The organism is Enterobacter oligotrophicus (assembly GCF_009176645.1).
In the GTDB taxonomy this organism is placed as follows: domain Bacteria; phylum Pseudomonadota; class Gammaproteobacteria; order Enterobacterales; family Enterobacteriaceae; genus Enterobacter; species Enterobacter oligotrophicus.
In genome coordinates this window covers 3,715,694-3,737,822 of the sequence record NZ_AP019007.1, presented here as the reverse complement: position 1 = coordinate 3,737,822, position 22,129 = coordinate 3,715,694, and the positions used below count along the sequence as shown (strand labels likewise).

Annotated in this window: 19 protein-coding genes; 12 read left to right on the top strand and 7 right to left on the bottom strand. The window is 55.4% G+C overall.

Going from position 1 to position 22,129, the window contains the following annotated elements:
* A complete protein-coding gene (sitA, locus tag EoCCA6_RS17875; protein ID WP_373308836.1) occupies positions 1-864 on the bottom strand; it encodes an iron/manganese ABC transporter substrate-binding protein SitA in 864 nt (287 codons plus the stop codon).
* 260 nt (positions 865-1,124) lie between these two features.
* Here sitA and EoCCA6_RS17870 point away from each other — a divergent pair, with 260 nt between their 5' ends.
* The 3 genes from EoCCA6_RS17870 to EoCCA6_RS17860 are packed head-to-tail and all read left to right on the top strand — an operon-like array spanning position 1,125 to position 2,538.
* Positions 1,125-1,685 carry a type IV secretion protein Rhs gene (locus EoCCA6_RS17870; protein WP_152083784.1) on the top strand — a complete coding sequence of 187 codons (561 nt, stop codon included), beginning with the start codon at positions 1,125-1,127 and terminating at the stop codon, positions 1,683-1,685.
* Positions 1,682-2,038: a putative T6SS immunity periplasmic lipoprotein gene (locus EoCCA6_RS17865; protein ID WP_152083783.1), complete on the top strand. Its 357-nt coding sequence runs from the start codon at positions 1,682-1,684 to the stop codon at positions 2,036-2,038. The genes EoCCA6_RS17870 and EoCCA6_RS17865 overlap by 4 nt, the downstream gene beginning before the upstream one ends.
* On the top strand, positions 2,038-2,538 hold the full coding sequence (locus EoCCA6_RS17860; RefSeq protein ID WP_152083782.1) for an Hcp family type VI secretion system effector: 501 nt from the start codon (positions 2,038-2,040) through the stop codon (positions 2,536-2,538). The genes EoCCA6_RS17865 and EoCCA6_RS17860 overlap by 1 nt, the downstream gene beginning before the upstream one ends.
* Positions 2,539-2,627: 89 nt before the next feature.
* Here EoCCA6_RS17860 and EoCCA6_RS17855 read toward each other — a convergent pair whose 3' ends face one another.
* The 3 genes from EoCCA6_RS17855 to betT form a co-directional block, all read right to left on the bottom strand.
* Positions 2,628-3,083 (bottom strand): SymE family type I addiction module toxin, encoded by a 456-nt coding sequence (locus EoCCA6_RS17855; protein WP_152083781.1) that lies wholly within the window; start codon positions 3,081-3,083, stop codon positions 2,628-2,630.
* Positions 3,084-3,619: 536 nt separating this feature from the next.
* Positions 3,620-4,336 (bottom strand): hypothetical protein, encoded by a 717-nt coding sequence (locus EoCCA6_RS17850; RefSeq protein ID WP_152083780.1) that lies wholly within the window; start codon positions 4,334-4,336, stop codon positions 3,620-3,622.
* 279 nt (positions 4,337-4,615) lie between these two features.
* A complete protein-coding gene (gene betT / locus EoCCA6_RS17845; RefSeq protein ID WP_152083779.1) occupies positions 4,616-6,649 on the bottom strand; it encodes a choline BCCT transporter BetT in 2,034 nt (677 codons plus the stop codon).
* Between the two features lie 128 nt (positions 6,650-6,777).
* Between betT and betI the strand changes: the two genes are divergently transcribed.
* The 3 genes from betI to betA are packed head-to-tail and all read left to right on the top strand — an operon-like array spanning position 6,778 to position 10,529.
* Positions 6,778-7,365 carry a transcriptional regulator BetI gene (gene betI, locus EoCCA6_RS17840; RefSeq protein ID WP_152084480.1) on the top strand — a complete coding sequence of 196 codons (588 nt, stop codon included), beginning with the start codon at positions 6,778-6,780 and terminating at the stop codon, positions 7,363-7,365.
* A 13-nt stretch (positions 7,366-7,378) separates the two neighbouring features.
* Positions 7,379-8,851, top strand: a complete 1,473-nt coding sequence (gene betB, locus EoCCA6_RS17835) for a betaine-aldehyde dehydrogenase (protein WP_152083778.1) — start codon at positions 7,379-7,381, stop codon at positions 8,849-8,851.
* Positions 8,852-8,864: 13 nt separating this feature from the next.
* A complete protein-coding gene (betA, locus tag EoCCA6_RS17830) occupies positions 8,865-10,529 on the top strand; it encodes a choline dehydrogenase (protein ID WP_152083777.1) in 1,665 nt (554 codons plus the stop codon).
* Positions 10,530-10,617: 88 nt separating this feature from the next.
* Here the strand turns inward: betA and EoCCA6_RS17825 are convergent, their stop codons facing one another.
* Positions 10,618-11,313, bottom strand: a complete 696-nt coding sequence (locus EoCCA6_RS17825) for a GNAT family N-acetyltransferase (protein ID WP_152083776.1) — start codon at positions 11,311-11,313, stop codon at positions 10,618-10,620.
* Between the two features lie 198 nt (positions 11,314-11,511).
* Between EoCCA6_RS17825 and EoCCA6_RS17820 the strand changes: the two genes are divergently transcribed.
* The 5 genes from EoCCA6_RS17820 (at position 11,512) to EoCCA6_RS17800 (ending at position 16,549) form a co-directional block, all read left to right on the top strand.
* Positions 11,512-13,080 (top strand): ABC transporter substrate-binding protein, encoded by a 1,569-nt coding sequence (locus tag EoCCA6_RS17820; protein WP_152083775.1) that lies wholly within the window; start codon positions 11,512-11,514, stop codon positions 13,078-13,080.
* Positions 13,081-13,182: 102 nt separating this feature from the next.
* Positions 13,183-14,196, top strand: coding sequence for an ABC transporter permease (locus EoCCA6_RS17815; protein ID WP_152083774.1), 1,014 nt, complete (start codon positions 13,183-13,185; stop codon positions 14,194-14,196).
* Positions 14,196-15,029, top strand: coding sequence for an ABC transporter permease (locus EoCCA6_RS17810; RefSeq protein WP_152083773.1), 834 nt, complete (start codon positions 14,196-14,198; stop codon positions 15,027-15,029). Before EoCCA6_RS17815 ends, EoCCA6_RS17810 begins: the two co-directional genes overlap by 1 nt.
* The gene (locus tag EoCCA6_RS17805) at positions 15,022-15,858 is read left to right on the top strand and encodes an ABC transporter ATP-binding protein (protein ID WP_152083772.1); all 837 of its coding nucleotides are present in this window, start codon (positions 15,022-15,024) and stop codon (positions 15,856-15,858) included. Before EoCCA6_RS17810 ends, EoCCA6_RS17805 begins: the two co-directional genes overlap by 8 nt.
* The gene (locus EoCCA6_RS17800) at positions 15,845-16,549 is read left to right on the top strand and encodes an ABC transporter ATP-binding protein (RefSeq protein ID WP_152083771.1); all 705 of its coding nucleotides are present in this window, start codon (positions 15,845-15,847) and stop codon (positions 16,547-16,549) included. Before EoCCA6_RS17805 ends, EoCCA6_RS17800 begins: the two co-directional genes overlap by 14 nt.
* A 109-nt stretch (positions 16,550-16,658) precedes the next feature.
* Here the strand turns inward: EoCCA6_RS17800 and EoCCA6_RS17795 are convergent, their stop codons facing one another.
* On the bottom strand, positions 16,659-17,132 hold the full coding sequence (locus tag EoCCA6_RS17795) for a cold-shock protein (protein WP_152083770.1): 474 nt from the start codon (positions 17,130-17,132) through the stop codon (positions 16,659-16,661).
* Positions 17,133-17,918: 786 nt separating this feature from the next.
* Between EoCCA6_RS17795 and EoCCA6_RS17790 the strand changes: the two genes are divergently transcribed.
* Positions 17,919-19,040: a YbdK family carboxylate-amine ligase gene (locus EoCCA6_RS17790; protein WP_152083769.1), complete on the top strand. Its 1,122-nt coding sequence runs from the start codon at positions 17,919-17,921 to the stop codon at positions 19,038-19,040.
* Here EoCCA6_RS17790 and EoCCA6_RS17785 read toward each other — a convergent pair.
* The gene (locus EoCCA6_RS17785) at positions 18,991-22,125 is read right to left on the bottom strand and encodes an efflux RND transporter permease subunit (RefSeq protein WP_152083768.1); all 3,135 of its coding nucleotides are present in this window, start codon (positions 22,123-22,125) and stop codon (positions 18,991-18,993) included. The two genes, EoCCA6_RS17790 and EoCCA6_RS17785, sit on opposite strands and share 50 nt — an antisense overlap.
* Between the last annotated feature and the right edge of the window lie 4 nt (positions 22,126-22,129).

Genomic DNA, 22,129 nt, shown 5'->3' with positions numbered 1-22,129 from the left:
TTACTCCTTCATACCGTCACGAATGCCTTGCACCAGCGTACCGGTGGTGACTTTAAGCAGATCGATATAGGTTGGCACTGGCCCGTTCTCCGCGCTGAGTGAGTCAACGTAGAGCACGCCGCCATAGTGGGTATCCGTTTCGCGTGCGACCTGACGCGCCGGTTTATCGGAAACGGTGCTTTCACTGAACACCGCCGGGATCTGGTGCTTTTTCACCTGGTCGATCACTTTGCGCACCTGCTGAGGCGTACCCTGCTGATCGGCATTGATCGGCCACAGATAAAGCTCTTTCAGCCCTAAATCCCGCGCGAGGTAGGAGAACGCGCCTTCACTGGTCACCATCCAGCGCTTGTTCTCCGGGATCTCCGCCACCTGCTTGCGCAGCGGCTCAAGCGTCCCGGTGATTTTCTGCTTGTAGATCTCCGCGTTGCGCTGGTAGGTCTGCGCGTTTGCCGGATCGTACTTCACCAGCGCGTCGCGAATGTTATCGACGTAGATCAGCGCATTGTCCGGCGACATCCATGCATGTGGGTTGGGCTTGCCGTTATACGGCCCCTCGGTGATCCCCATCGGCGTGATGCCTTTCGTGACAATCACTTCCGGCACGCCGTTGAGATGCTGATAAAAACGCTGGAACCACAGTTCCAGATTCATGCCGTTAGCCAGAATCAGCTGCGCCTTCTGCGCACGTTTGATATCGCCTGGCGTCGGTTGATACTCATGAATTTCCGCACCGGGCTTGGTGATAGAAGTGACGTCTGCGGCATCTCCCGCCACGTTTTTCGCCATATCGGCAATGACGGTAAAGGTGGTTATGACCTGGAATTTTTCAGCCGCCAGCGCGCCCGTGGTAGTGACGGTCATTAACAGCGCACTGAGCAACAGCCGCTTCAATCCTTGCAGTGGGTGCATCGCAGAAGTCTCCTAATGTGGTTAAATTCAAAGCAAAATTAGCCTGTGCTATATGGTATAGCACAGGCTATATCTAAATGAAAATAATTATCATTAAAGTTGTGTCAATGAAGACTGTCAGGCGGAAGTTTTAGGAAAAGTGCTTTCTTTTTTCTCTCCCGGTCAGGAGTATGATTTACGCTCAATACCCATATTAAACAAAGGGAATTGACGTGCCCGTTAACGAAAGAATTCACACCACATCGGGAACCCCGATTAATCCGGGTGGGGTCCGGCAACTTACGATTGGGGAAATTGCTCTTGCTAAGACGCTTTATGGTTACAGCATTCGTTACCATCTGGTGTGGGTGCACAGAGAAAGCTATCTTCCTTTTAATCTCCAGCCTGTAGATGTGGCGATGAGTCCCAACGGGGAAATGTGGTACAGAGAAGAAACGTATTCACCGGATTTTTCGCTGGAGGAAAGCCTCCGAAAAAAGCATCGATTTATGCATGAAATGATGCACGTCTGGCAAGCGCAAAAAGGGATGTATGTCAGAACAAGGGGATTATTTTCTGGCATTGCTGATTATTCATACAGCTTAGATAAAGCAGATTTAATGCATTACGGATTAGAACAACAAGCATCCATCGTGAGTGATTACTGGTTATTACAGTATTACGGATTTGAAAACTATAAATATTTACCCATGTATCGTGATATTAACTCGAATGAACCCGTATATAATCTTCTGCAAAAGTATAAAAACATGTTAAAAGGATTTCCTGGATGAAAACGATAACATTAATTATTCCCTTATGCTTTCTCCTGACAGGTTGCCCCGGTGGCCCACCTTCAGCAGATGCCCGAGCGACCTTTATTGAGGGTGATCATATTTGTTTTAGCATTGATAAAAAAGATAGTGTGAATTATTACACAATCGATTCCAGCAAAGGCCCTGATATCACAACCATCGTAAGTTCAGGGCACAATAAACTTAATATGTCGTATCCTGACAGTTGCATAAAGGTGAAATGGGAGTATGGCTATACATATGTAATTAGTTATGGTCTGAATGGTAAGAGTTATGAGCATGAATTTTTCATTGATAATGATGGACAACTTACTAACCTGGGAGGGTTATAATGTCATTACCCGCGTACTTATTTCTCTACGATGAGAATGGAATGCTCGTCCAGGGCGATTGTATGATGCCAGGCCGGGAAGGAGCTATTGAGATCATGAACAGCAGCTACGGCGTAAAACAAGCTGTAGACAGCCATACAGGAAATATGACCGGTACGCGGCAACACGGTCCTGTTACCTTGCATAAGCAATTAGATAAAGTCAGCCCTTATCTTGCTATTGCCGTTTGTGAGAGCAAACGCCTGCAAAAGGCCGTTATCAAATATTATGAAATAGTTGAAGCAGGTATAGAAACCGAGGTCTACAATATTACACTTGAAAGTGTGGTTATCTCATCAGTGGAGTTCACACACGTGTATTATCCGGGAAGCACTGCGCCGAATATGCATGAAGTTATCGGACTGAGATTCCGGGGCATCCAGTGGAATTATGTGAAAGGAAATATTCTTTATAGCGATGCATGGATGAAACCGGCGCAAAAAGAGAAAAGTAACGTATAAATTTACTGATTCACCTGACTAATAAACATTAATATATGCTTTTGCTTAGAAACGGCGATCCTGCGTTCCCAGGATCGCCTCGTTAAACTTTACCGCTTTCCTTTCTCTCTTTCGTTAACGGGTAAATCCCCTGTATCAATTAACGCCCCAGGAAACGTCTCCAGCCACTTCATCATTTTCAGCTTATTGGTATACGTCGCGCTGGTGCCTTCCAGACATCCCCAAAGTTCACGGGAATGCTGGGGCGTAATGACAATACAATCCGGCATCACGCGGATCTTCACGGCTATACCCGCTTTAAATCCTGCGCGGGTTAACCACGCACCGGTTAACGGCAGATAGTTGCGTTCCATTCGGGTATAAAGCTCAACGCAGGCAGAACCCGCTTCCCCCCTTTCATGAAGATACGCTAAGTGAACCGGCTCGCCGTGCAATGTCCGGATGCATTTTTTGCGTAGCTTCTCGCGATTTTCCTGCTGAATCTCTAATTCTGCATTTTCTGTTTGGGCAATAGCCCGCTCTGGCATAGAATTCTTCGCAGCCATAATCAACTCCTGTTTAGTTGTTTGTGGTTAGCGGTACGGAGGTGGTGACACACCTTTGTACCGCGATTCCTTTTTTTTCTGTTTTACATATTTTTCACAGTTCATCTTGCAGCGGTTAACTATGGTCATTATAGCGCCATGGATTTATGTACAGGGGTATTATGTTTGGATATATTTTAAAAATGCGAGACGGCTCGAAGGAAAATGCAAATGCAAATGCAAGAAGTGTTGTCTTGAATACTCTAATTAATACACTCAAAAAAAACATTGACTTCTACTTGCCAAGACAAATTGTAGTAAGAATTGATTTTTATTTTAAAGTGAGTTAAAAAATCATGTATTAATTTGCTAAGCCCACTATAACATTAACAAAAACCTAAAATTCAAAACCAAATAATCATAAATCAATCACCATTCATATTTCACGTTAAAATAACAAGTTAAACCCTTAAAAAACTATCCATTAAAAACTCCTCGACCTTAATACATCATAGGGAAACAAATAAAAACTAAAGTACAAATTTTGCAAACAACGATTAAAGTTTTACAAGCCCATCAATTAACTGAGGATTTCGTGACATGAAATTGATATACGACCTTCCCATTGCAGATATAATAAAATTACCATTCTCTACAATCAGTACGCCATTACTGACTGGATATGCTATATACTTCACTAAATCCCAATCAGAAAACGCATCACTAAAGCTCTCTTTTACTTTTTCAAAATAGAGAAGCGCTTCTTTCTCTGAAATACAACCATCTTTATTTGAAATGAATTGAAAAAAATCAAACTGCGAACGAAAAAGTACTTTATTTATGTCAAAATACCTTAAAAAACTTTGGCTGAGTGATAATTCCTGAGCCAACAACTCTATACTTTCCTCATCTCTAACATTTAATACCGACAAATGTGTTTTAATGCTCTGGTATAACTCTTCACTAAACTCGGTTCTCTCCAACTCGTGTCTTTGTTGTAATGCTTTTAAACTGATGTTGTTAGGAAGATTTGTTGCAGTCGAATTAGCAGTTTCTAACGTTTCTGATTGCTGTGCCGCAGTGAATTTTGCAGACACCCCTGAAACTGAAGCAGAGATTTCAGAAACCGAATTTTTTGAGAAAAATGAGCGGGTTACTTGTAAAATTTTAGAACGGAACCCAACACCGATTAAAATAACCACAATAGGCCATGCCACACTTTTAATTAATTCGACAATCAATTGTGGTGACCATTTACAAGTTAATTCTTGCATTCTGATTCCTTATTTTTCATTTTCCCTCTAATTTCTTGAACGTCCACAACTTCGTAACGCTTTACTCGGGCGGGCAATTTCTTACCGACCTGGATTTCAACAGCTTCTTCGAGAGAAGATTTAAGTTTTTCAAAGATCCCCATCTCACACCTCGATATACTTTAATGAAGTACATAGTACACCTCGACTTCAGGGCATTAGAAGCACTCTTGATGAAAAAAGGGATCAGAGATTACCCTCTGGCCCCATTTCAATCATCAATATTATTCAGTTCAAGCCTTAGACATCCGGGAACATCACGCTATTCCCCGGTGCTTCCCTGTGCAGATGGATAAAGTTCAGGTGCCGTTCATACTGGTCCAGAATATCCGTAATCACCTGCTCTTTACTGTAATCCATCAAATCATTCCCCTGGCTGCCTTCCAGCAGGAAGGTCTCCAGACGGTAGTAGGTCGATTTCCCGCTGCGCGCACGATAGGTAAACCCAGGCACCGAATACTGCTGCGGCCAAATCTGGTAGACAAAGTTCTGCTCGTCCCCCATATGCACCAGCAGATCCAGGTGCCCCAGGGTCTCCCCCTCTTCCGGCGGCAGGTTTTTCAGCTCAACGTAGGCACCGCGCAAGCGTAGCTCCTGCGCCACCTCTTCCATCGCCGGGTAGCAGACCGTCTCCATCATCTGGCTGGTATAGCGCGTGCCAGGGTAGTTCATCAGGCGCGACAGGCGTTTTTTCCAGCTCAGCCTGTCCTGTGCGCCCATCGGTCGCGGCGCAGTGTCGCGGCTGGCACTCACGCGGCGGTAGTCTTCCACCTTGAGCGATTTATACAGCCCGGCCATCACGAAGAAGATGACGAAGCTGAACGGCAGCCCCATGATCACCGTGGTGTTCTGCAATGCCGAAATGCCGTTGGTCATCAGCATGCCGAGCGTCAACAGGCCAATGGCGACAGACCAGAAGATACGCAGCCAGTTCGGCGCATCGCTGTTGATATCTTTGAGCTTCGAGGTGAAGTTGCCCAGTACCAGCGCGCCGGAATCCGCCGAAGTGACATAGAACAGCAGGCCGGTAATCGTCGCAACAGACGCACTAAAGGTGAACGCCGGATACTGCGCCAGCAGGCTATAGAAGCCACGCTCCGGATGCACCATCGCTTCCTGGGCAAAAGCTGCATCCCCGTGGATGATCTCGTGCAGCGCGCTGTTGCCGAAAATCGACAGCCACAGCAGGGTAAAGGTGAACGGGATAATCAGCGTGCCCATCACGAACTGACGGATGGTGCGGCCACGCGAAATACGCGCCAGGAACAGGCCGACAAACGGTGACCACGCCACCCACCACGCCCAGAAGAACAGCGTCCAGTTGTTCATCCACTCTACCTGGCGATCAAAGGCAAAACTGTTCAGGGTCATACCCATAAAGCGGTTCACGTAGTCGCCCACGTTCAGCACTAAGGCATTGAGCAGGAACGAGGTATCGCCCATAAACAGCACAAACAGGATCAATCCCAGCGCCAGCGCCACGTTCAGCTCCGAGAGCACGCGGATACCTTTATCCACGCCGGAGGTCACCGAAATGGTGGCGATAATCACCGACAGCGCAATCAGCGCCGCTTTCGCCGCCATCGAATCCGGAATATCGAACAGCACGCTCAGCCCGTAGTTGAGCTGCACCACGCCAATGCCCAGCGTCGTCGCGATACCAAAAATGGTGCCGATCACAGCTGCGATATCGACGCTGTGCCCAATAGGTCCGTTAATTTTTTTACCGAAGATCGGATAAAGCGCAGAGCGGATGGTGAGGGGCAAATTATAACGATAGCTAAAGTATCCGAGCGCCATCCCCATCAGGGCGTACATTGACCAGCCGGTCAGGCCGTAGTGGAAGAGCGTCCAGACCATCGCCTGGCGCGCGGCCTCCATCGTCTGCCCCGCCCCTTCCGGCGGCTGCATATACTGCGTGACCGGTTCCGCCACGGAGAAGAACATCAGGTCGATGCCGATGCCCGCGGCAAACAGCATCGCAGCCCAACTCAGCAGGCTGAACTCGGGCTTGGAATGCTCTGGCCCGAGCTTCACCGAACCGAAGCGCGAGCAGGCAATGCAGACAACAAAGACGATATAGAGCGTCGCCGCCAGCAGATAGTACCAGCCGAAGGTCTTCGACACCCAGTTGAGGGTGCGCCCAATCCACTCGGCAGAAAAATCACGAAAGAAGATGGTCGTCAGGGAAAACAACAAAATCAGCCCGGCGGACGTATAAAAAACGACCGGGTTGATTTTGTCTTTTTCTCTGTCTTGTGAAAGGCCTGTCATCCAGTATCCCCACTGTTTTTGTAACTATTGAAATCCAAAATCGCAACAATTAAGACACATTTTATATTGAACGTCCAATCAAAAACCGCTTTAATGTATAACCAACGCTGATGAATGGAGTGGCAAAAATGCCCAAAGTGGGGATGCAGCCGATCCGGCGCAGGCAGCTTATCGACGCCACGCTGGAAGCAATAAATGAAGTGGGAATGCATGACGCGACCATCGCGCAGATCGCCCGTCGGGCGGGCGTTTCCACGGGGATCATCAGTCACTATTTCAAAGATAAAAACGGTCTGCTGGAAGCAACCATGCGCGACATTACCGGCCAGCTGCGCGACGCGGTATTAAGCCGTTTACATGCCCTGCCGAACGGCAGCGCAGAACAGCGCCTGCAGGCGATTGTCGGCGGCAACTTTGATGAAACCCAGGTCAGTAGCGCCGCGATGAAGGCCTGGCTGGCCTTCTGGGCGAGCAGTATGCATCAGCCGATGCTCTACCGATTGCAGCAGGTGAGCAGCCGCCGCCTGCTGTCGAACCTGGTGTACGAGTTCCGCCGCGAACTGTCGCGTGAACAGGCGCAAGAGGCGGGCTACGGGCTCGCGGCACTGATTGACGGGCTGTGGCTGCGCGCCGCGTTAAGCGGCAAACCGCTGGATAAAACTCTGGCCCAGTCGCTCACCAGCCACTTTATCAGCCAGCATTTACCGACCGAATAACCGAGGAGAATTTATGTCCCGAATGGCAGAACAGCAGCTTTATATCAATGGTGGTTATACATCGGCCACCAGCGGTCGCACCTTCGAGACCATCAACCCGGCCAACGGTGACGTCCTGGCGAGCGTACAGGCTGCCGGGCGCGAAGACGTCGACCGCGCAGTGGAAAGCGCAACGCGCGGGCAAAAAATCTGGGCGGCGATGACCGCGATGGAGCGTTCGCGCATTCTGCGCCGCGCCGTCGACATTCTGCGCGAGCGAAACGACGAACTGGCGAAGCTGGAAACCCTCGACACCGGTAAAGCATTCTCTGAAACCAGTGCTGTGGATATCGTCACCGGCGCGGACGTGCTGGAGTATTACGCGGGGCTGATCCCGGCGCTCGAAGGCAGCCAGATCCCCCTGCGCGAGACTTCATTCGTCTACACTCGCCGTGAACCGCTGGGCGTGGTGGCGGGCATCGGTGCGTGGAACTACCCGATCCAGATTGCCCTGTGGAAATCCGCCCCGGCGCTGGCAGCGGGCAACGCGATGATCTTCAAGCCGAGCGAAGTGACGCCGCTCACCGCCCTGAAACTGGCCGAAATCTACACCGAAGCGGGCCTGCCAGACGGCGTGTTTAACGTCCTGCCGGGCGTGGGCGCGGAGACGGGCCAGTACCTGACCGAGCATCCAGGGATCGCGAAAGTCTCCTTTACCGGCGGCGTCGCCAGCGGCAAAAAAGTGATGGCGAACTCGGCGGCCTCATCCCTGAAAAAGGTGACGATGGAGCTGGGCGGCAAATCGCCGCTGATTATTTTCGACGACGCGGATCTGGATCTCGCGGCAGACATCGCCATGATGGCGAACTTCTTCAGCTCCGGCCAGGTGTGCACCAACGGCACCCGCGTATTTGTGCCCGCGAAATGTAAGGCCGCGTTTGAGCAGAAAATCGTTGAGCGCGTGGGCCGCATCCGCGCGGGCGATCTGTTCGATGAACGCACCAACTTCGGCCCGATGGTCAGCTTCCCGCACCGCGACAGCGTGCTGCGCTACATCACCAAAGGCAAAGAGGAAGGCGCGCGCGTGCTGTGCGGCGGCGACGTGCTGAAGGGCGAAGGCTTTGACAACGGCGCGTGGGTGGCCCCGACCGTATTCACCGACTGCACCGACGAGATGACCATCGTGCGCGAAGAGATCTTCGGCCCGGTGATGTCCATCCTCACATACGAAAGCGATGAAGACGCGATCCGTCGCGCCAACGACACCGACTACGGTCTGGCGGCAGGCATTGTTACCGCCGATCTGAACCGCGCACATAGCGCTATTCATCAGCTCGAAGCGGGCATCTGCTGGATCAACACCTGGGGCGAATCCGCCGCAGAGATGCCGGTCGGCGGTTATAAACACTCCGGCATTGGCCGCGAGAACGGCGTAATGACGCTCCAGAGCTACACCCAGGTGAAGTCCATCCAGGTTGAGATGGGTAAATTCCAGTCCATATTTTAACCGGGAGGTTTTTTTGCAATTTGACTACATCATCATTGGTGCCGGTTCTGCCGGCAACGTGCTGGCAACACGACTGACTGAAGATCCGAACACCACGGTCCTGCTGCTTGAGGCGGGCGGGCCGGATCACCGCTTCGACTTCCGTACCCAGATGCCTGCCGCGCTGGCGTTCCCGCTGCAGGGCAAGCGCTACAACTGGGCGTATGAAACCGAGCCAGAGCCGCATATGAACAACCGCCGCATGGAGTGCGGACGCGGTAAAGGGCTGGGCGGCTCGTCGCTGATCAACGGCATGTGCTACGTGCGCGGCAACGCGATGGATCTGGACAACTGGGCAAAAGAATCCGGTCTGGAGCACTGGAGCTATCTCAACTGTCTGCCTTATTACCGCAAGGCGGAGACGCGTGACGTGGGGCCAAACGACTACCACGGCGGCGATGGCCCGGTGAGCGTCACCACCTCCAAACCCGGCGTGAATCCGCTGTTTGAGGCGATGGTTGAAGCGGGCGTGCAGGCGGGTTACCCGCGCACCGACGATCTCAACGGCTACCAGCAGGAAGGCTTCGGGCCGATGGACCGAACGGTCACGCCGCAGGGCCGACGCGCCAGCACCGCGCGCGGCTATCTGGACCAGGCGAAACCGCGCCCGAACCTGACTATCCGCACCCACGCCATGACCGATCGCATCATCTTCGAAGGCAAGCGCGCGGTGGGCGTTGAGTGGCTGGAGGGCGAAAGCACCATCCCGTCCAACGCGACGGCGAATAAAGAGGTGCTGCTGTGCGCAGGCGCTATTGCGTCTCCGCAGATCCTCCAGCGCTCCGGCGTGGGCAATGCTGAACTGTTGAAGCAGTTTGATATCCCGCTGGTACACGATTTACCCGGCGTGGGTGAAAACCTGCAGGATCACCTGGAGATGTACCTCCAGTACGAATGCAAAGAGCCGGTTTCTCTCTACCCTGCCCTGCAGTGGTGGAACCAGCCGAAGATTGGCGCGGAGTGGCTGTTTGGCGGCACCGGCGTGGGTGCGAGCAACCACTTCGAAGCGGGCGGTTTTATCCGCAGCCGCGAGGAGTTTGCGTGGCCGAACATTCAGTACCACTTCCTGCCGGTGGCGATTAACTACAACGGCTCCAACGCGGTGAAAGAGCACGGCTTCCAGTGCCACGTTGGCTCCATGCGCTCACCAAGCCGTGGACACGTGCGCATCAAGTCCCGTGACCCGCACCAGCATCCGGCGATCCTGTTCAACTATATGTCTCACGAACAGGACTGGCAGGAGTTCCGCGACGCAATCCGCATCACGCGCGAGATCATGCACCAGCCCGCGCTGGACAAGTACCGCGGCCGTGAAATCAGCCCAGGCATTGAATGCCAGACTGACGAACAGCTGGACGAGTTCGTGCGGAATCACGCCGAAACCGCCTTCCACCCGTGCGGCACCTGTAAGATGGGCTATGACGAGATGGCGGTGGTTGACGGCGAAGGCCGCGTGCACGGGCTGGAAGGGTTACGCGTGGTGGATGCGTCGATTATGCCGCAGATCATTACCGGTAACCTGAACGCCACCACGATCATGATTGGCGAGAAAATTGCCGACGCCATTCGCGGGCGCGAGCCGCTGGCGAAGAGTACGGCGGCGTATTATGTGGCGAATGGGGCACCGGTTCGACGCTGAGTTGCTTGCTGCCCTCACCCCGGCCCTCTCCCGGAGGGAAAGGGTGTCATCGTTCCCTCTCCCACAGGGAGAGGGTTAGGGGAGATTATTACCGAAACGCCTCTAACCGCTTAACCTGTCGCCCTTCCCCGTCAAAATTCTCCGCCGCCAGCCAGGCGCGCAGTTCTGCGTCCCGCTCAGGCCATTCCCGGTCAATCATAGAAAGCATTTCGCTGTCGCGGTTACGCCCCTTGCGCACCAGCTTCTGGCGCAGGCGGCCTTCCCAGACAAACCCCAGCCGCTCAGCCGCCTTGCGTGACGCCACGTTCATCGAATCACACTTCCACTCCAGCCGTCGGTAACCGTGTTCAAACGCATTTTTCAGCAACAGCCATACCGTTTCGGTGCCGATGCGGGTGCCTTTCATCCTGCGCGACCAGGTGACGTGGCCAATCTCCACCGAGCCCTGCATTCGCTCAATCGCCATATAGCTCACCAGCCCCACCGCACGCCCCGTGCCTGAATCAATCACGGCATAGGGCACCAGTTCGTCATCCATCACTTTTCCGAGTACCCAGTGCGCAGTGGCTTCCACACTCATAGGTTGCGTACTGGCGAGCCACGTCCAGTCGCTGTCGTCGCCCAGTGCATACGCCTCAAAGAGATCGGCAGCGTGGCGATCCGCATCCAGCGGCTCCAGACGACAATACTGACCGCTGAGCGGTGTGCGGGTTAACACGCGCGCACATTTCCAGTCGGGAACGATATCGTTAACGGTTTGACCATGGTGGTTGATTTCGGGCACGGCAGTGACTCCCTGAAAGGTAAGGATTTTGTTATAGCAGGTAAAAAAGCGAACGAAAAGCGACGCGGCTAATAACCAGGCTGCATGCGTTATACCCGGATGGCATAAGCAAAGCAGAATTTCGACTTTGAGGAATTCCTGAGTCGGCCTAACGTAACGGAGCATAAAACAATCACAATATATTTTTCAGGGATCGCTATGACTAAAAAACTGCTGCCGTTACTGGTGCTGGCTGCACTCTCAGGCGCTGTCCATGCCGCTACTCCGCCCAATACGCTGGTTGTCGCCCAGGGCCTTGATGACATCGTGAGCCTCGATCCGGCTGAAGCCAACGAGCTTTCCAGCATCCAGACCGTGCCGAGCCTGTACCAGCGTCTGGTGCAGCCAGACCGCGATAACCCGGAAAAAATCACGCCGATCCTCGCGGAAAGCTGGGAAGCCGACGCAGCAGCAAAAACCCTGACCATCAAACTCAAGCCCGGTGCAAAATTTGCCTCCGGCAACCCGTTGCGTCCGGAAGATGTGATTTTCTCGTATACCCGCGCCGTGACGCTGAACAAATCTCCGGCCTTCATTCTTAACGTGCTGGGCTGGGACGCCAGCAACATCGCCAGCCAGCTGAAAAAAGTGGACGATCATACCCTCACCCTGCACTGGACGGCGGACGTTAGCCCGTCGGTAGCGCTGAATATTCTCTCCACGCCAATCGCCTCCATCGTCGATGAGAAACTGGTCTCAGCGAATGTGAAAGATAACGACTTCGGCAACGCGTGGCTGAAAATGCACTCTGCGGGCAGCGGCGCGTTCAAAATGCGCGTCTATCAGCCGCATCAGGCCATCGTGCTGGAAGCCAATGCATCCGCGCCTGGCGGCGCGCCCGCGCTTAAAAGCATCATTATTAAAAATGTTCCGGACCCGGCTTCTCGCCGCCTGCTGATCCAGCAGGGCGATGCGGACGTGGCGCGCGATCTGGGTGCAGATCAGATTAGCGCGCTCAACGGCAAACCCGGCGTGAAAGTGCTGAGCATTCCGTCCGCCGAGCAGAACTATCTGGTGTTTAACACCGGAAACAGCGCCAACCCGCTGCTGAATAATCCGGCGTTCTGGGAAGCCTCCCGCTGGCTGGTGGATTATGAAGGCATCACCAAAGATCTGCTGAAAGGCCAGTATTTTGTCCATCAGAGCTTCCTGCCGGTCGGTCTGCCGGGTGCGCTGGAAGATAATCCGTTCAAATTTGACCCGGCAAAAGCGAAAGACATTCTCGCCAAAGCAGGCATCAAAGACGCGCACTTTACGCTGGACGTGGAGAACAAGCCGCCGTTTATTACTATCGCCCAGTCCATGCAGGCGAGCTTTGCACAGGGCGGCGTGAAGGTCGATCTGCTGCCCGCCGCCGGTAGCCAGGTGTATGCCCGTGTACGTGCGAAACAGCATCAGGCGGCGATCCGTCTGTGGATACCGGACTATTTCGACGCCCATTCCAACGCCAGCGCCTTCGCGTGGAACGATGGCAAATCCAGCACCGTGGCCGGGCTGAACGGCTGGAAAATTCCGGAGCTGAACAAGGCCACGCTGGCGGCAGTGGCCGAACCCGATCCTGCAAAACGCCTGGATCTCTATAAGAAGATGCAGGAACAATTGCAGCATAACTCGCCGTATGTGTTTGTCGATCAGGGCAAAACCCAGATCGTGGTGCGCGATAACGTGAAGGGGTATCAGCAGGGGCTGAACGCGGATATGGTCTGGTACGATCGCGTAACGAAGTAATTTGCCCTTGTTGCCGGGTGGCGCTGCGCTTACCCGGCCTACGTTCTCGGTTTTTGTAGGCCGGGTAAGGCGAAGCCGCCCCCCGGCATGAAGAGATTTCCCATGCCACATCTTTCCACCCGCGTGCTTCAGGGTCTGCTGACTCTCCTGCTCACGCTATTCGGGCTGCTGCTGGTCACGTTTGCGCTCTCTGCGTTTTCTCCGGTCGATCGCGTTTTGCAGATCGTCGGCGATCACGCCAGCCAGTCCACTTACGATCAGGTTCGCCACCAGCTTGGGCTGGATCAGCCGCTGCCCGTGCAGTTCTGGCACTATCTGCAAAATCTCGCCCACGGTGATTTAGGCACCGCCAGCGCTACCGGTCAACCGGTATTGCAGGATCTGCTGCACGCCTTTCCCGCCACGCTGGAACTGGCAACGCTGGCGCTAATTATCGGCACGGTACTCGGCGTGATTGCAGGCGTGCTGTGCGCCCGCTACGCCGGTTCGCCGCTCGATTTAGCGGTTCGTACGCTCACGCTGCTCGGCAACTCGGTGCCGATTTTCTGGCTCGGCCTGCTGATGCTGGCGCTGTTCTACGCAAAGCTGCAGTGGAGCGCAGGCCCCGGCAGGCTGGACGATATCTGGCAGTTCACCGTAGAGCCGCGAACCGGCTTTGCGCTGATTGATACCTGGCTTTCCGGCGACCGCGAGGCGTTCCGCAACGCCATCAGCCATCTGGTGCTGCCAGTGTTGCTGCTGGCGTATTACTCGCTGGCAAGCATCACCCGCCTGACGCGCTCAGCGTGCCTCAGCGAGATGAACAAAGAGTACATACTGCTCGCCCGCGCTAAAGGTGCTGGTGAGATGACTATCCTGCTGCGCCACGTGCTGCCAAACATTCGCAGCACCCTGCTGACGGTGATTGCGCTGGCCTATACCAGCATGCTGGAAGGTGCGGTGTTAACCGAGACCGTCTTCTCCTGGCCGGGCATCGGACGCTATCTCACCACCGCCCTGTTCGCCGGTGACACGACCGCCATAATGGGCGGTACGCTGCTGATTGGCGTGAGCTTTGTGCTGATCAATAACCTTACCGACCTGCTTGTGCGGGCAACCGATCCCAGGGTGCGCTAATGCCGTTTTATCTTTTCTTACGCCGTCTGCGCCGCTCCCCTGCCGCATTTTGCGGGCTGATAGCCATTACGCTGCTGGTGTTTATCGCCCTGTTTGCCCCCTGGCTTGCGCCCCTTGACCCGAACTGGCAGGATGCCGTCGCGCGTTTGCAGGCACCCAACGCTCAGCACTGGCTGGGTACCGACAGCTACGGGCGCGACCTGCTCTCGCGCCTGATTTACGGTACCCGTCCGGCGCTCGGGCTGGTGGCTTTAGTTACCGTCATCACTCTGCCTGCCGGGTTGCTGGTGGGGATTTTGTCCGGCTACTACGGCGGCTGGATGGAGCGCATTTTGATGCGTTTTACTGACGTTGTAATGTCGATGCCGCGCCTGATCCTCGCGTTTGCCTTTGTGGCGATGCTTGGTCCGGGGCTGGTCAACGGTGCGCTGGCGCTGGCCTTAACCACCTGGCCTGCCTATGCGCGTCAGGCACGCAGTGAAATTCAGCGTCTGCGCCACAGCGATTACCTCACCGCCGCTGAAATGATGGGCATTCGCGGCCCGCGGCTGCTGGTCGGCCACATTCTGCCCCTGTGCCTGCCGTCCGCCATTGTGCGACTGGCGCTGGATCTGGCGGGGATTATTCTTGCCGCCGCCGGGCTTGGCTTCCTCGGTCTCGGTGCGCGTCCGCCGATGGCCGAATGGGGCGCAATGATTGCCGATGGCATGCAGGTGATTTTCGACCAGTGGTGGATTGCCGCCATTCCGGGCGGCGCTATTCTGTTTGCCAGCCTGGCCTTTAACCTGCTGGGCGATGGCCTGCGCGACGTACTGGAGCCGCAACATGACTGAACACCGCGTCATCGTCGATGCGCTGAATATCGACTACCCCGCCGCGCGCGTGGTCAACAACCTGAGCTTTACGCTTGGCAACGAACGGCTGGCGCTGGTCGGTGAATCCGGCTCGGGCAAATCCATGTCTGCCCGCGCATTAATGGGGCTGGTGCGTAAACCGGGCGTGGTAAGCGCCAGGCAGCTTAACGTGCTGGGTAACGATCTGCTGACCCTGAACAACCGTCGCTGGCAGGCGCTGCGCGGCAACGGGATTGCGATGGTATTGCAGGACCCGCGCTATGCGCTGAATCCGGTGAAAAGCGTTGCGGCTCAGCTTGACGAGGCACTGACCCTGCATCAGGCTCTGCCCCGTTCGGAACGCGTTGCGCGCATTCACGACATTATCCGCGCCGTCGGGCTGTCTGAGAACGTGCTCCAGCGTTACCCCGGCGAACTCTCCGGCGGTATGGGCCAGCGGGTAATGATTGCGATTGCGCTCATGAATAACCCGCAGGTGCTGATTGCCGACGAACCGACCTCGGCGCTGGATGCGCGCCTGCGCAACCAGATCCTGGAGCTACTGGTACAGCAATGTGCAGAACGCCAGATGGCGATGTTGCTGATTAGCCACGACCTGCCGCTGGTGGCGGAACACTGCGACCGCGTGCTGGTGATGTATCAGGGCGAGAAAGTGGACGAAATGGCGGCAAGCCAGCTTCCGCAGGCGACGCACCCGTATACACGCACCCTGTGGACCTGCCGCCCGAACGCCAGCACCTACGGCCAGATGCTGCCAACACTCGACCGCACACAACCGTTCAGGGAGGCGACCAATGGCACTCGTTGATGTCAACCAGCTCCAGGTCACCTTCGGGGAAAAAACAGCGGTCTCTGCCGCCAGCTTTACCATTGAGAAAGGTGAAACGTTTAGCCTGATTGGTGAATCCGGCTGCGGAAAATCAACGATCCTGCGGGTGCTGGCAGGATTGCAGCGCGAGTGGCGTGGCAGCATTGCGGTTCTGGGAGACGCGTTAACGCCAGGCAGACGTTTTGAAGGCCCACTTCGTCGCAATGTGCAAATGGTGTTTCAGGACCCGTGGGCGTCGCTGCACCCGAACCACACCATTTCACGCACGCTGTCGGAACCGTTGAAAATTCACGGTGAAACGCAGATAGCTGAAAAGGTCGCGGATGCGCTGCAGCAGGTGGGCTTATCTGCCGACGCAGGGAAACGTTATCCGCACCAGCTTTCCGGTGGTCAGCGTCAGCGCGTGGCGATTGCCCGTGCGCTGCTGTTGCGCCCGCAGCTTCTTCTGCTGGATGAACCGACCTCGGCGCTGGATATGTCGGTACAGGCAGAAATTCTTAACCTGCTCAACCGCCTGAAAACACAGCACGATATGACCTATCTTCTGGTAAGCCACGACGCGGATGTGATTGCGCATATGTCCGACCGCGCGGCGTTTATGGCGCACGGGGAGATCCAGCGGGTGTTTGACCGTGAGGCGATGTTACGGGGCGAGCACAGGATGGGTTAAGTGCGCGCGGCTGTGCCCGGTGGCGCTGCGCTTACCGGGCCTACGTTTCGTGCCGCGTTGATGGTTTTTCGTAGGCCGGGTAAGGCGTAGCCGCCACCCGACAACAGGATCACTTCAGCAGCTTCACCGTGGCATCGATGTCGATCTCATCTTCGGTGAAAATCAGCGTCGTGTTCTGGAAGGTGGTGATCGCCAGTTTCTTCACCGTGCGCATCTCGCCCTGCTTCTTGTCGGATTTCGGTTTGATATTGTTCATCAAAATCCCCACCGACAGCACCGCATTCACTTTATCGATGCCAGTATCGACAGGCTCTTCTTCGCTGAACACCACAAAGGATTTGATCGAGGTGAGCTTCACGCGTTCGCCTGCGATATACAGGTATTTACTTTCCGGGATCACCTTCACCGCGTAGGCGGAAAGGCCTTTGTTATTGGTGGTTGGCTCGAAGGTCACCGCCGCGTCTTTCTTAATCAGATCAGGGTTTGCGACCTTAATCACATGAAAATAGCGATTGTCACCGTTTTCATCTTTGATAAATCCAAAGCCTTTATCTTTAAACCACGTTGTGATTGTACCGTTCATCGCTGTTACCGCCTGTCAGATCTCAATGACTCAATTTTTGCAGCGCGCAGTGTAATGCACAATGGCTGAGGAGACAAAAAAAGCCGGCAATGATGCAGGGGAAATTATGGCTTCACAAAATCTGGCTAAGATGGAGCAGCCCCATCAGCAGCGGATTAGCGCTGTCGTCGGCAGATAGCTGCGTTTTGAACGCTCGCAGACGGTGAAACGTTTTCTGGCGATGATGAGAGAGCGTTAAATACGAGTGATAAGCCTTTTTCCCAATTAAAAAAAAGCCCACACAGGAAGTGGGCAAGGAGAGAGTTTACTTTAATTATTATTTTTAATCCTCACAGACAGATTTATCTACAACCCTGTGAGTCAGGCTGTTATTTTTTATAAAACAGTCGTTTTATTGAAAACCATTTCACTAGCCCCACATAATTCCCTAAGACTTTCCGCCTTTTGAAAACAGTGGTGGAATAATCATAAGTCACTGATAGAAAAGCCATAATGCGTACAGCTCTGTTTACCACTCATAAGAGATATAAATGGCAATAATTTACGTGATAATCAGGCACACCCCGCGATGTATAAAAAATAACATAGTTTCATCAAAGCAGGGATAAATATTTCATAAACGAAATAAAATCATTTATCTGCTATCTCCATACTTTATTTATTAATAAGCGACACAAATATTGCTTTAATTAAATATTTTATTTCATTCACGTCAGATTTTAACCCTGACCAGGAGAGCGGTAATTTTCTCCTATACTCAATTCATCAACGACAACGGAGTGCACCATGCCCTTACCCGATTTTCATTCCTCTGACCCCTACACTCTTGGTATCGAACTCGAACTGCAGGTGGTTAACCCGCCAGGCTACGATCTGAGCCAGGACTCCTCCGCGCTCATCGCCGCCGTCAAAGACGACATCAAAGGCGGTGAAGTGAAGCACGACATCACCGAAAGCATGCTCGAAATTGCCACCGGCGTGTGTCAGAACATCGACCAGGCGGCAGCACAGTTTTCGGTGATGCAGCAGAGCATCCTGCGCGCGGCAGCGGATCAGCATATCCAGATTTGCGGCGGTGGCACACATCCGTTCCAGAAATGGCAGCGTCAGGAGGTGTGCGACGACGAGCGCTATAACATCACGCTGGAGCGCTTTGGCTACCTGATTTTGCAGGCCACGGTGTTCGGCCAGCACGTGCATGTCGGGTGTCGGAGCGGAGATGACGCTATTTATCTGCTGCACGGCCTGTCGCGCTTTGTGCCGCACTTTATCGCCCTGGCCGCCGCGTCGCCGTATATGCAGGGTACGGACACGAAATTTGCCTCGTCGCGCCTGAATATCTTCTCAGGGTTCCCGGATAACGGCCAGATGCCGTGGGTGAATAACTGGCAGGAGTTCGAAGGGCTGTTCCGCCGCCTGAGTTCCACCAGCATGATCGACAGCATTAAAGATCTGCACTGGGATATTCGACCCAGCCCGCATTTTGGCACCGTCGAGGTGCGGGTGATGGATACACCGCTGACGCTCGGCCATGCCATTAATATCGCCGGGCTGATTCAGGCGACGTCGCACTGGCTGCTGACCACGCGGCCGTATAAGCATCAGGAACGGGATTTTCTGCTGTACCGCTTTAACCGTTTTCAGGCATGTCGCTACGGATTAGAGGGAATTTTAACGGACGTGCATACCGGCGAGCACAAAACCGTGGCGGAAGATATCGCCTGGTTGCTGGAGCAGGTTTCGCCGTCGGCCGAGAAGCTCGGCGCGACAAGCGCGATTAATGAAATTGCCCTGCTGTTAAAACAGGGCAAGAGCGAAGCGCAGCGTATGCGGGACTTTATCGCCGACGGCGGCTCGCTTATTTCTCTGGTTCAGAAGCATTGCGAGCTGTGGGCGACGAGTCCGTAAGGCCGTGGCCCCACTCGCGCAGGCGCTGGAACAGCACGAACAGCGCCGGGATAAACAGGATGCCGACAACGGTGGCGACCAGCATGCCGCTGAACACCGTAGTGCCGATGATACGTCGGCTCTGGGCCCCCGCCCCGGTCGCCAGCATCATCGGCAATACGCCGATGATGAACGACACAGCGGTCATCATCACCGCACGGAAGCGGCGCGATGCCCCTTCGCGGGCTGCATCGACAATCGCCATTCCGTCCATGCGCCGCGCGCGGGCGAACTCAACAATCAGGATCGCATTCTTGGCGGCGAGGGCGATCAGAAGCACAAGGCCAATCTGCACGTATACGTCGTTAGCGTAGCCCGCCATCCACAGCCAGACCAGCGCCCCGCCGATGGCGAACAGCACCGAGAGCATCACGCTCGCCGGAAGCGTCCAGCTCTCGTACTGGGCGACAAGGAACAACCACGCCATCACCACCGCCGCCAGCACAATCCAGATGGCCTGATTGCCGGTCTGCTGCTCCTGATACGACATGCCGCTCCAGGCGTAGTCGTATCCGACTGGCAGGTTTTCCGCCAGAAGCTCGCCCATCGCCGCCATCGCGGTGCTGCTGCTCACCCCTTCAGCCGCCGAGCCGCTCACCGACACGGACGGGAACTGGTTGTACTGCTGCAGGAACGGCGCGCCAACGGTCGGGGTGATGGTGACGAGGTTGCTCAGGCGCACCCGCTCGCCGTTGTTGCTGCGCACGAACAGCTCGCTGATTTGCTCAGCACGCGCGCGCCACTGCATCTCGTTTTGCATCACCACGTGGTAGACACGGTTGTTAACGCTGAAATCCCCGGCGCGTGTGCCGCCAAAGGCGGTCTGCAGGCTGCTGAAGATGCGCGACACTGGCACATCAAGACGGGCGGCGCGCTCGCGATCAACGGTCAGCGTCAGCTGCGGCACGTTGCTGCTCCAGGTGGTGAATACGCGGCTCAGTTGCGGATGCTGATTGGCTTTCGCCAGCACCGCTCGCGTGACGCGCTCCAGCTCCGCCGGGGATTGCCCCGCCTGCGCCTGAATGCGCAGGTCGAAGCCGGAGGCGTTACCCAGCCCCGGTAGCGTCGGCGGCGCGAAGGTCATGATGGTCGCTTCCGGCAGAGCCAATAATTGGCTCTGCAGAGTGCCCATCACCTCATCCAGCGGCGGACGTTCGCTCCAGTCCTTCAGCATGACGGAGATAAACCCGCCATTGGAGGCGCTGGTACCGTTGAGAATGTTAAACCCGGACACCTGAATAACATCGTCGACCGCCGGATTGCTGGCGATAAGCTCTCGCGCCGTCTCCATCACCGCTTCGGTACGTTCCAGCGAGGCCGCTTCGGGTAGCTGGACGCTGGCAAAGAAGTAGCCCTGGTCTTCCTGCGGCAGGAAGCCTTTGGGCATCGACATAAAGCTAAACACCACCACGGCCGCCGCGCCTGCGGTTGCCAGCAGCGCCAGCCACGGACGCCGGTTGAACAGATTAACGATGCAGGTATAGACGTTGCGCGTGGCATCCAGCCCACGGTTAAAGCCACGGAAAATCGCGGCTGGTCGCGCCGGACGCGGGCGCAGCAGCATCGCGCACAGGGCGGGCGTCAGGGTGAGCGCCACCAGGCTTGAGAGCGTGACGGCGGTGGAAAGCGTCACCGCGAACTGACGGTACAACTCGCCGACAATCCCCGGCAGGAGTGCCACCGGCACAAACACCGCCAGCAGCACCAGCGTCGTGGCAATCACCGGCCCGGCAATCTGGCGCAGCGCCAGCGCGGTCGCCGCCGTGCGGCTCTGCCCTTCCGCCATCAGCGTTTCGACGCTCTCCACCACCACAATGGCGTCATCCACCACCATGGTCAGCGCCAGAATAATAGCGAACAGGCTCAGCGTGTTGGCGGAGTAACCGAGCGTGTAGAGCACCGCAAAGGTGCCCACCAGCGACACCGGAATGGCAAGCGCGACAATCAGCGTCGCGCGCCAGCTTTGCAGGAACAGGGATACGACGACCACAACGGCCAGCATGGTCAGCGCCAGCGAGACGCCGATCTCTTTAATGGTCGCGGCAACGAAGGTGGTGGTGTCGAACTTCACTTCATAAGTGAGATCGTCCGGGAAACGCGCGGACAAACGCTCCAGCTCGACGCGCACCGCGTCGGCCACACGCAGGGCGTTGGCGGACGGCGTCGGGTAGATGCCGAGATAGGCAGAATCATGCCCGTTCAACTGCGCGCCGGAGCTGTAGCTGCGCGAGCCAAGCTCGATGGTTGCGACATCCTTCAGGCGCACCAGTTGGCCCATCTCGCCCGCGCGGATAATGATGTCGGCAAAGTCTTCGGCCTGGTTTAAACGTCCCAGCCCGTTGATGGTCAGGGTCTGCTGCTGGCCGTTAAATACCGGCGGCGTGCCGACCTGACCTGCTGCCCCCTGCACATTCTGCTCGCGCAGCGCCTGCGCCACATCGTCGGTGGTGACGTTCAGGGCGTTCATGCGGTCAGGACGCAGCCAGATACGCATGCTGTAGTCCCGCGCGCCAAACATCTGCACCTGCCCGACGCCCGGCAGGCGAGACAGCGCCTCGCGCACCTGGGTGCTGGCATAGTTGCTGACAAACAGCGGCGTGTGGGTGTTGTCTGGTGAGTAAAGACTTACCCCCATCATCAGATTGGTGGCGCGCTTGCGCACCTGCACGCCGTTTTGCTGCGCCTCGGTCGGCAGCTGCGCCACGGCCTGCGCCACGCGGTTTTGCACGTCGATGGCGGCGAGATCCGGATCGGTGCCCGCCGCAAAGGTAATGTTCAGGCTGTAAGTGCCTTCGTCCGAACTGGTGGACTCCATATAGAGCATGTGATCCACGCCGTTAAGCTGCGTTTCCAGCGGCGTGGCGATGGCCTCTGCCACGTCAGCCGAGCTTGCGCCCGGCCACGACGCACTCACATTCACCACCGGTGGCGTGATCTGCGGGTACTGCTCAACCGGGATAATCTTCAGCGCGATGGCGCCCAGCAGGGTTATCACCAGCGCAATGACCATCGCGAAGCGCGGGCGTTTGATGAAAAACGTCAGCATGATG

Excerpts from the sequence above, each read along its gene's own strand:
- betT (WP_152083779.1), bottom strand. The coding sequence starts at position 6,649 with ATGACAGGCCTTTCACAAGACAGAGAAAAAGACAAAATCAACCCGGTC.
- EoCCA6_RS17860 (WP_152083782.1), top strand. The coding sequence starts at position 2,038 with ATGTCATTACCCGCGTACTTATTTCTCTACGATGAGAATGGAATGCTC.
- EoCCA6_RS17800 (WP_152083771.1), top strand. The coding sequence starts at position 15,845 with ATGGCACTCGTTGATGTCAACCAGCTCCAGGTCACCTTCGGGGAAAAA.
- EoCCA6_RS17795 (WP_152083770.1), bottom strand. The coding sequence starts at position 17,132 with ATGAACGGTACAATCACAACGTGGTTTAAAGATAAAGGCTTTGGATTT.
- EoCCA6_RS17850 (WP_152083780.1), bottom strand. The coding sequence starts at position 4,336 with ATGCAAGAATTAACTTGTAAATGGTCACCACAATTGATTGTCGAATTA.
- sitA (WP_373308836.1), bottom strand. The coding sequence starts at position 864 with ATGACCGTCACTACCACGGGCGCGCTGGCGGCTGAAAAATTCCAGGTC.
- EoCCA6_RS17790 (WP_152083769.1), top strand. The coding sequence starts at position 17,919 with ATGCCCTTACCCGATTTTCATTCCTCTGACCCCTACACTCTTGGTATC.
- EoCCA6_RS17855 (WP_152083781.1), bottom strand. The coding sequence starts at position 3,083 with ATGGCTGCGAAGAATTCTATGCCAGAGCGGGCTATTGCCCAAACAGAA.
- EoCCA6_RS17805 (WP_152083772.1), top strand. The coding sequence starts at position 15,022 with ATGACTGAACACCGCGTCATCGTCGATGCGCTGAATATCGACTACCCC.
- betI (WP_152084480.1), top strand. The coding sequence starts at position 6,778 with ATGCCCAAAGTGGGGATGCAGCCGATCCGGCGCAGGCAGCTTATCGAC.
- EoCCA6_RS17865 (WP_152083783.1), top strand. The coding sequence starts at position 1,682 with ATGAAAACGATAACATTAATTATTCCCTTATGCTTTCTCCTGACAGGT.
- betB (WP_152083778.1), top strand. The coding sequence starts at position 7,379 with ATGTCCCGAATGGCAGAACAGCAGCTTTATATCAATGGTGGTTATACA.
- EoCCA6_RS17815 (WP_152083774.1), top strand. The coding sequence starts at position 13,183 with ATGCCACATCTTTCCACCCGCGTGCTTCAGGGTCTGCTGACTCTCCTG.
- EoCCA6_RS17785 (WP_152083768.1), bottom strand. The coding sequence starts at position 22,125 with ATGCTGACGTTTTTCATCAAACGCCCGCGCTTCGCGATGGTCATTGCG.
- EoCCA6_RS17820 (WP_152083775.1), top strand. The coding sequence starts at position 11,512 with ATGACTAAAAAACTGCTGCCGTTACTGGTGCTGGCTGCACTCTCAGGC.
- EoCCA6_RS17810 (WP_152083773.1), top strand. The coding sequence starts at position 14,196 with ATGCCGTTTTATCTTTTCTTACGCCGTCTGCGCCGCTCCCCTGCCGCA.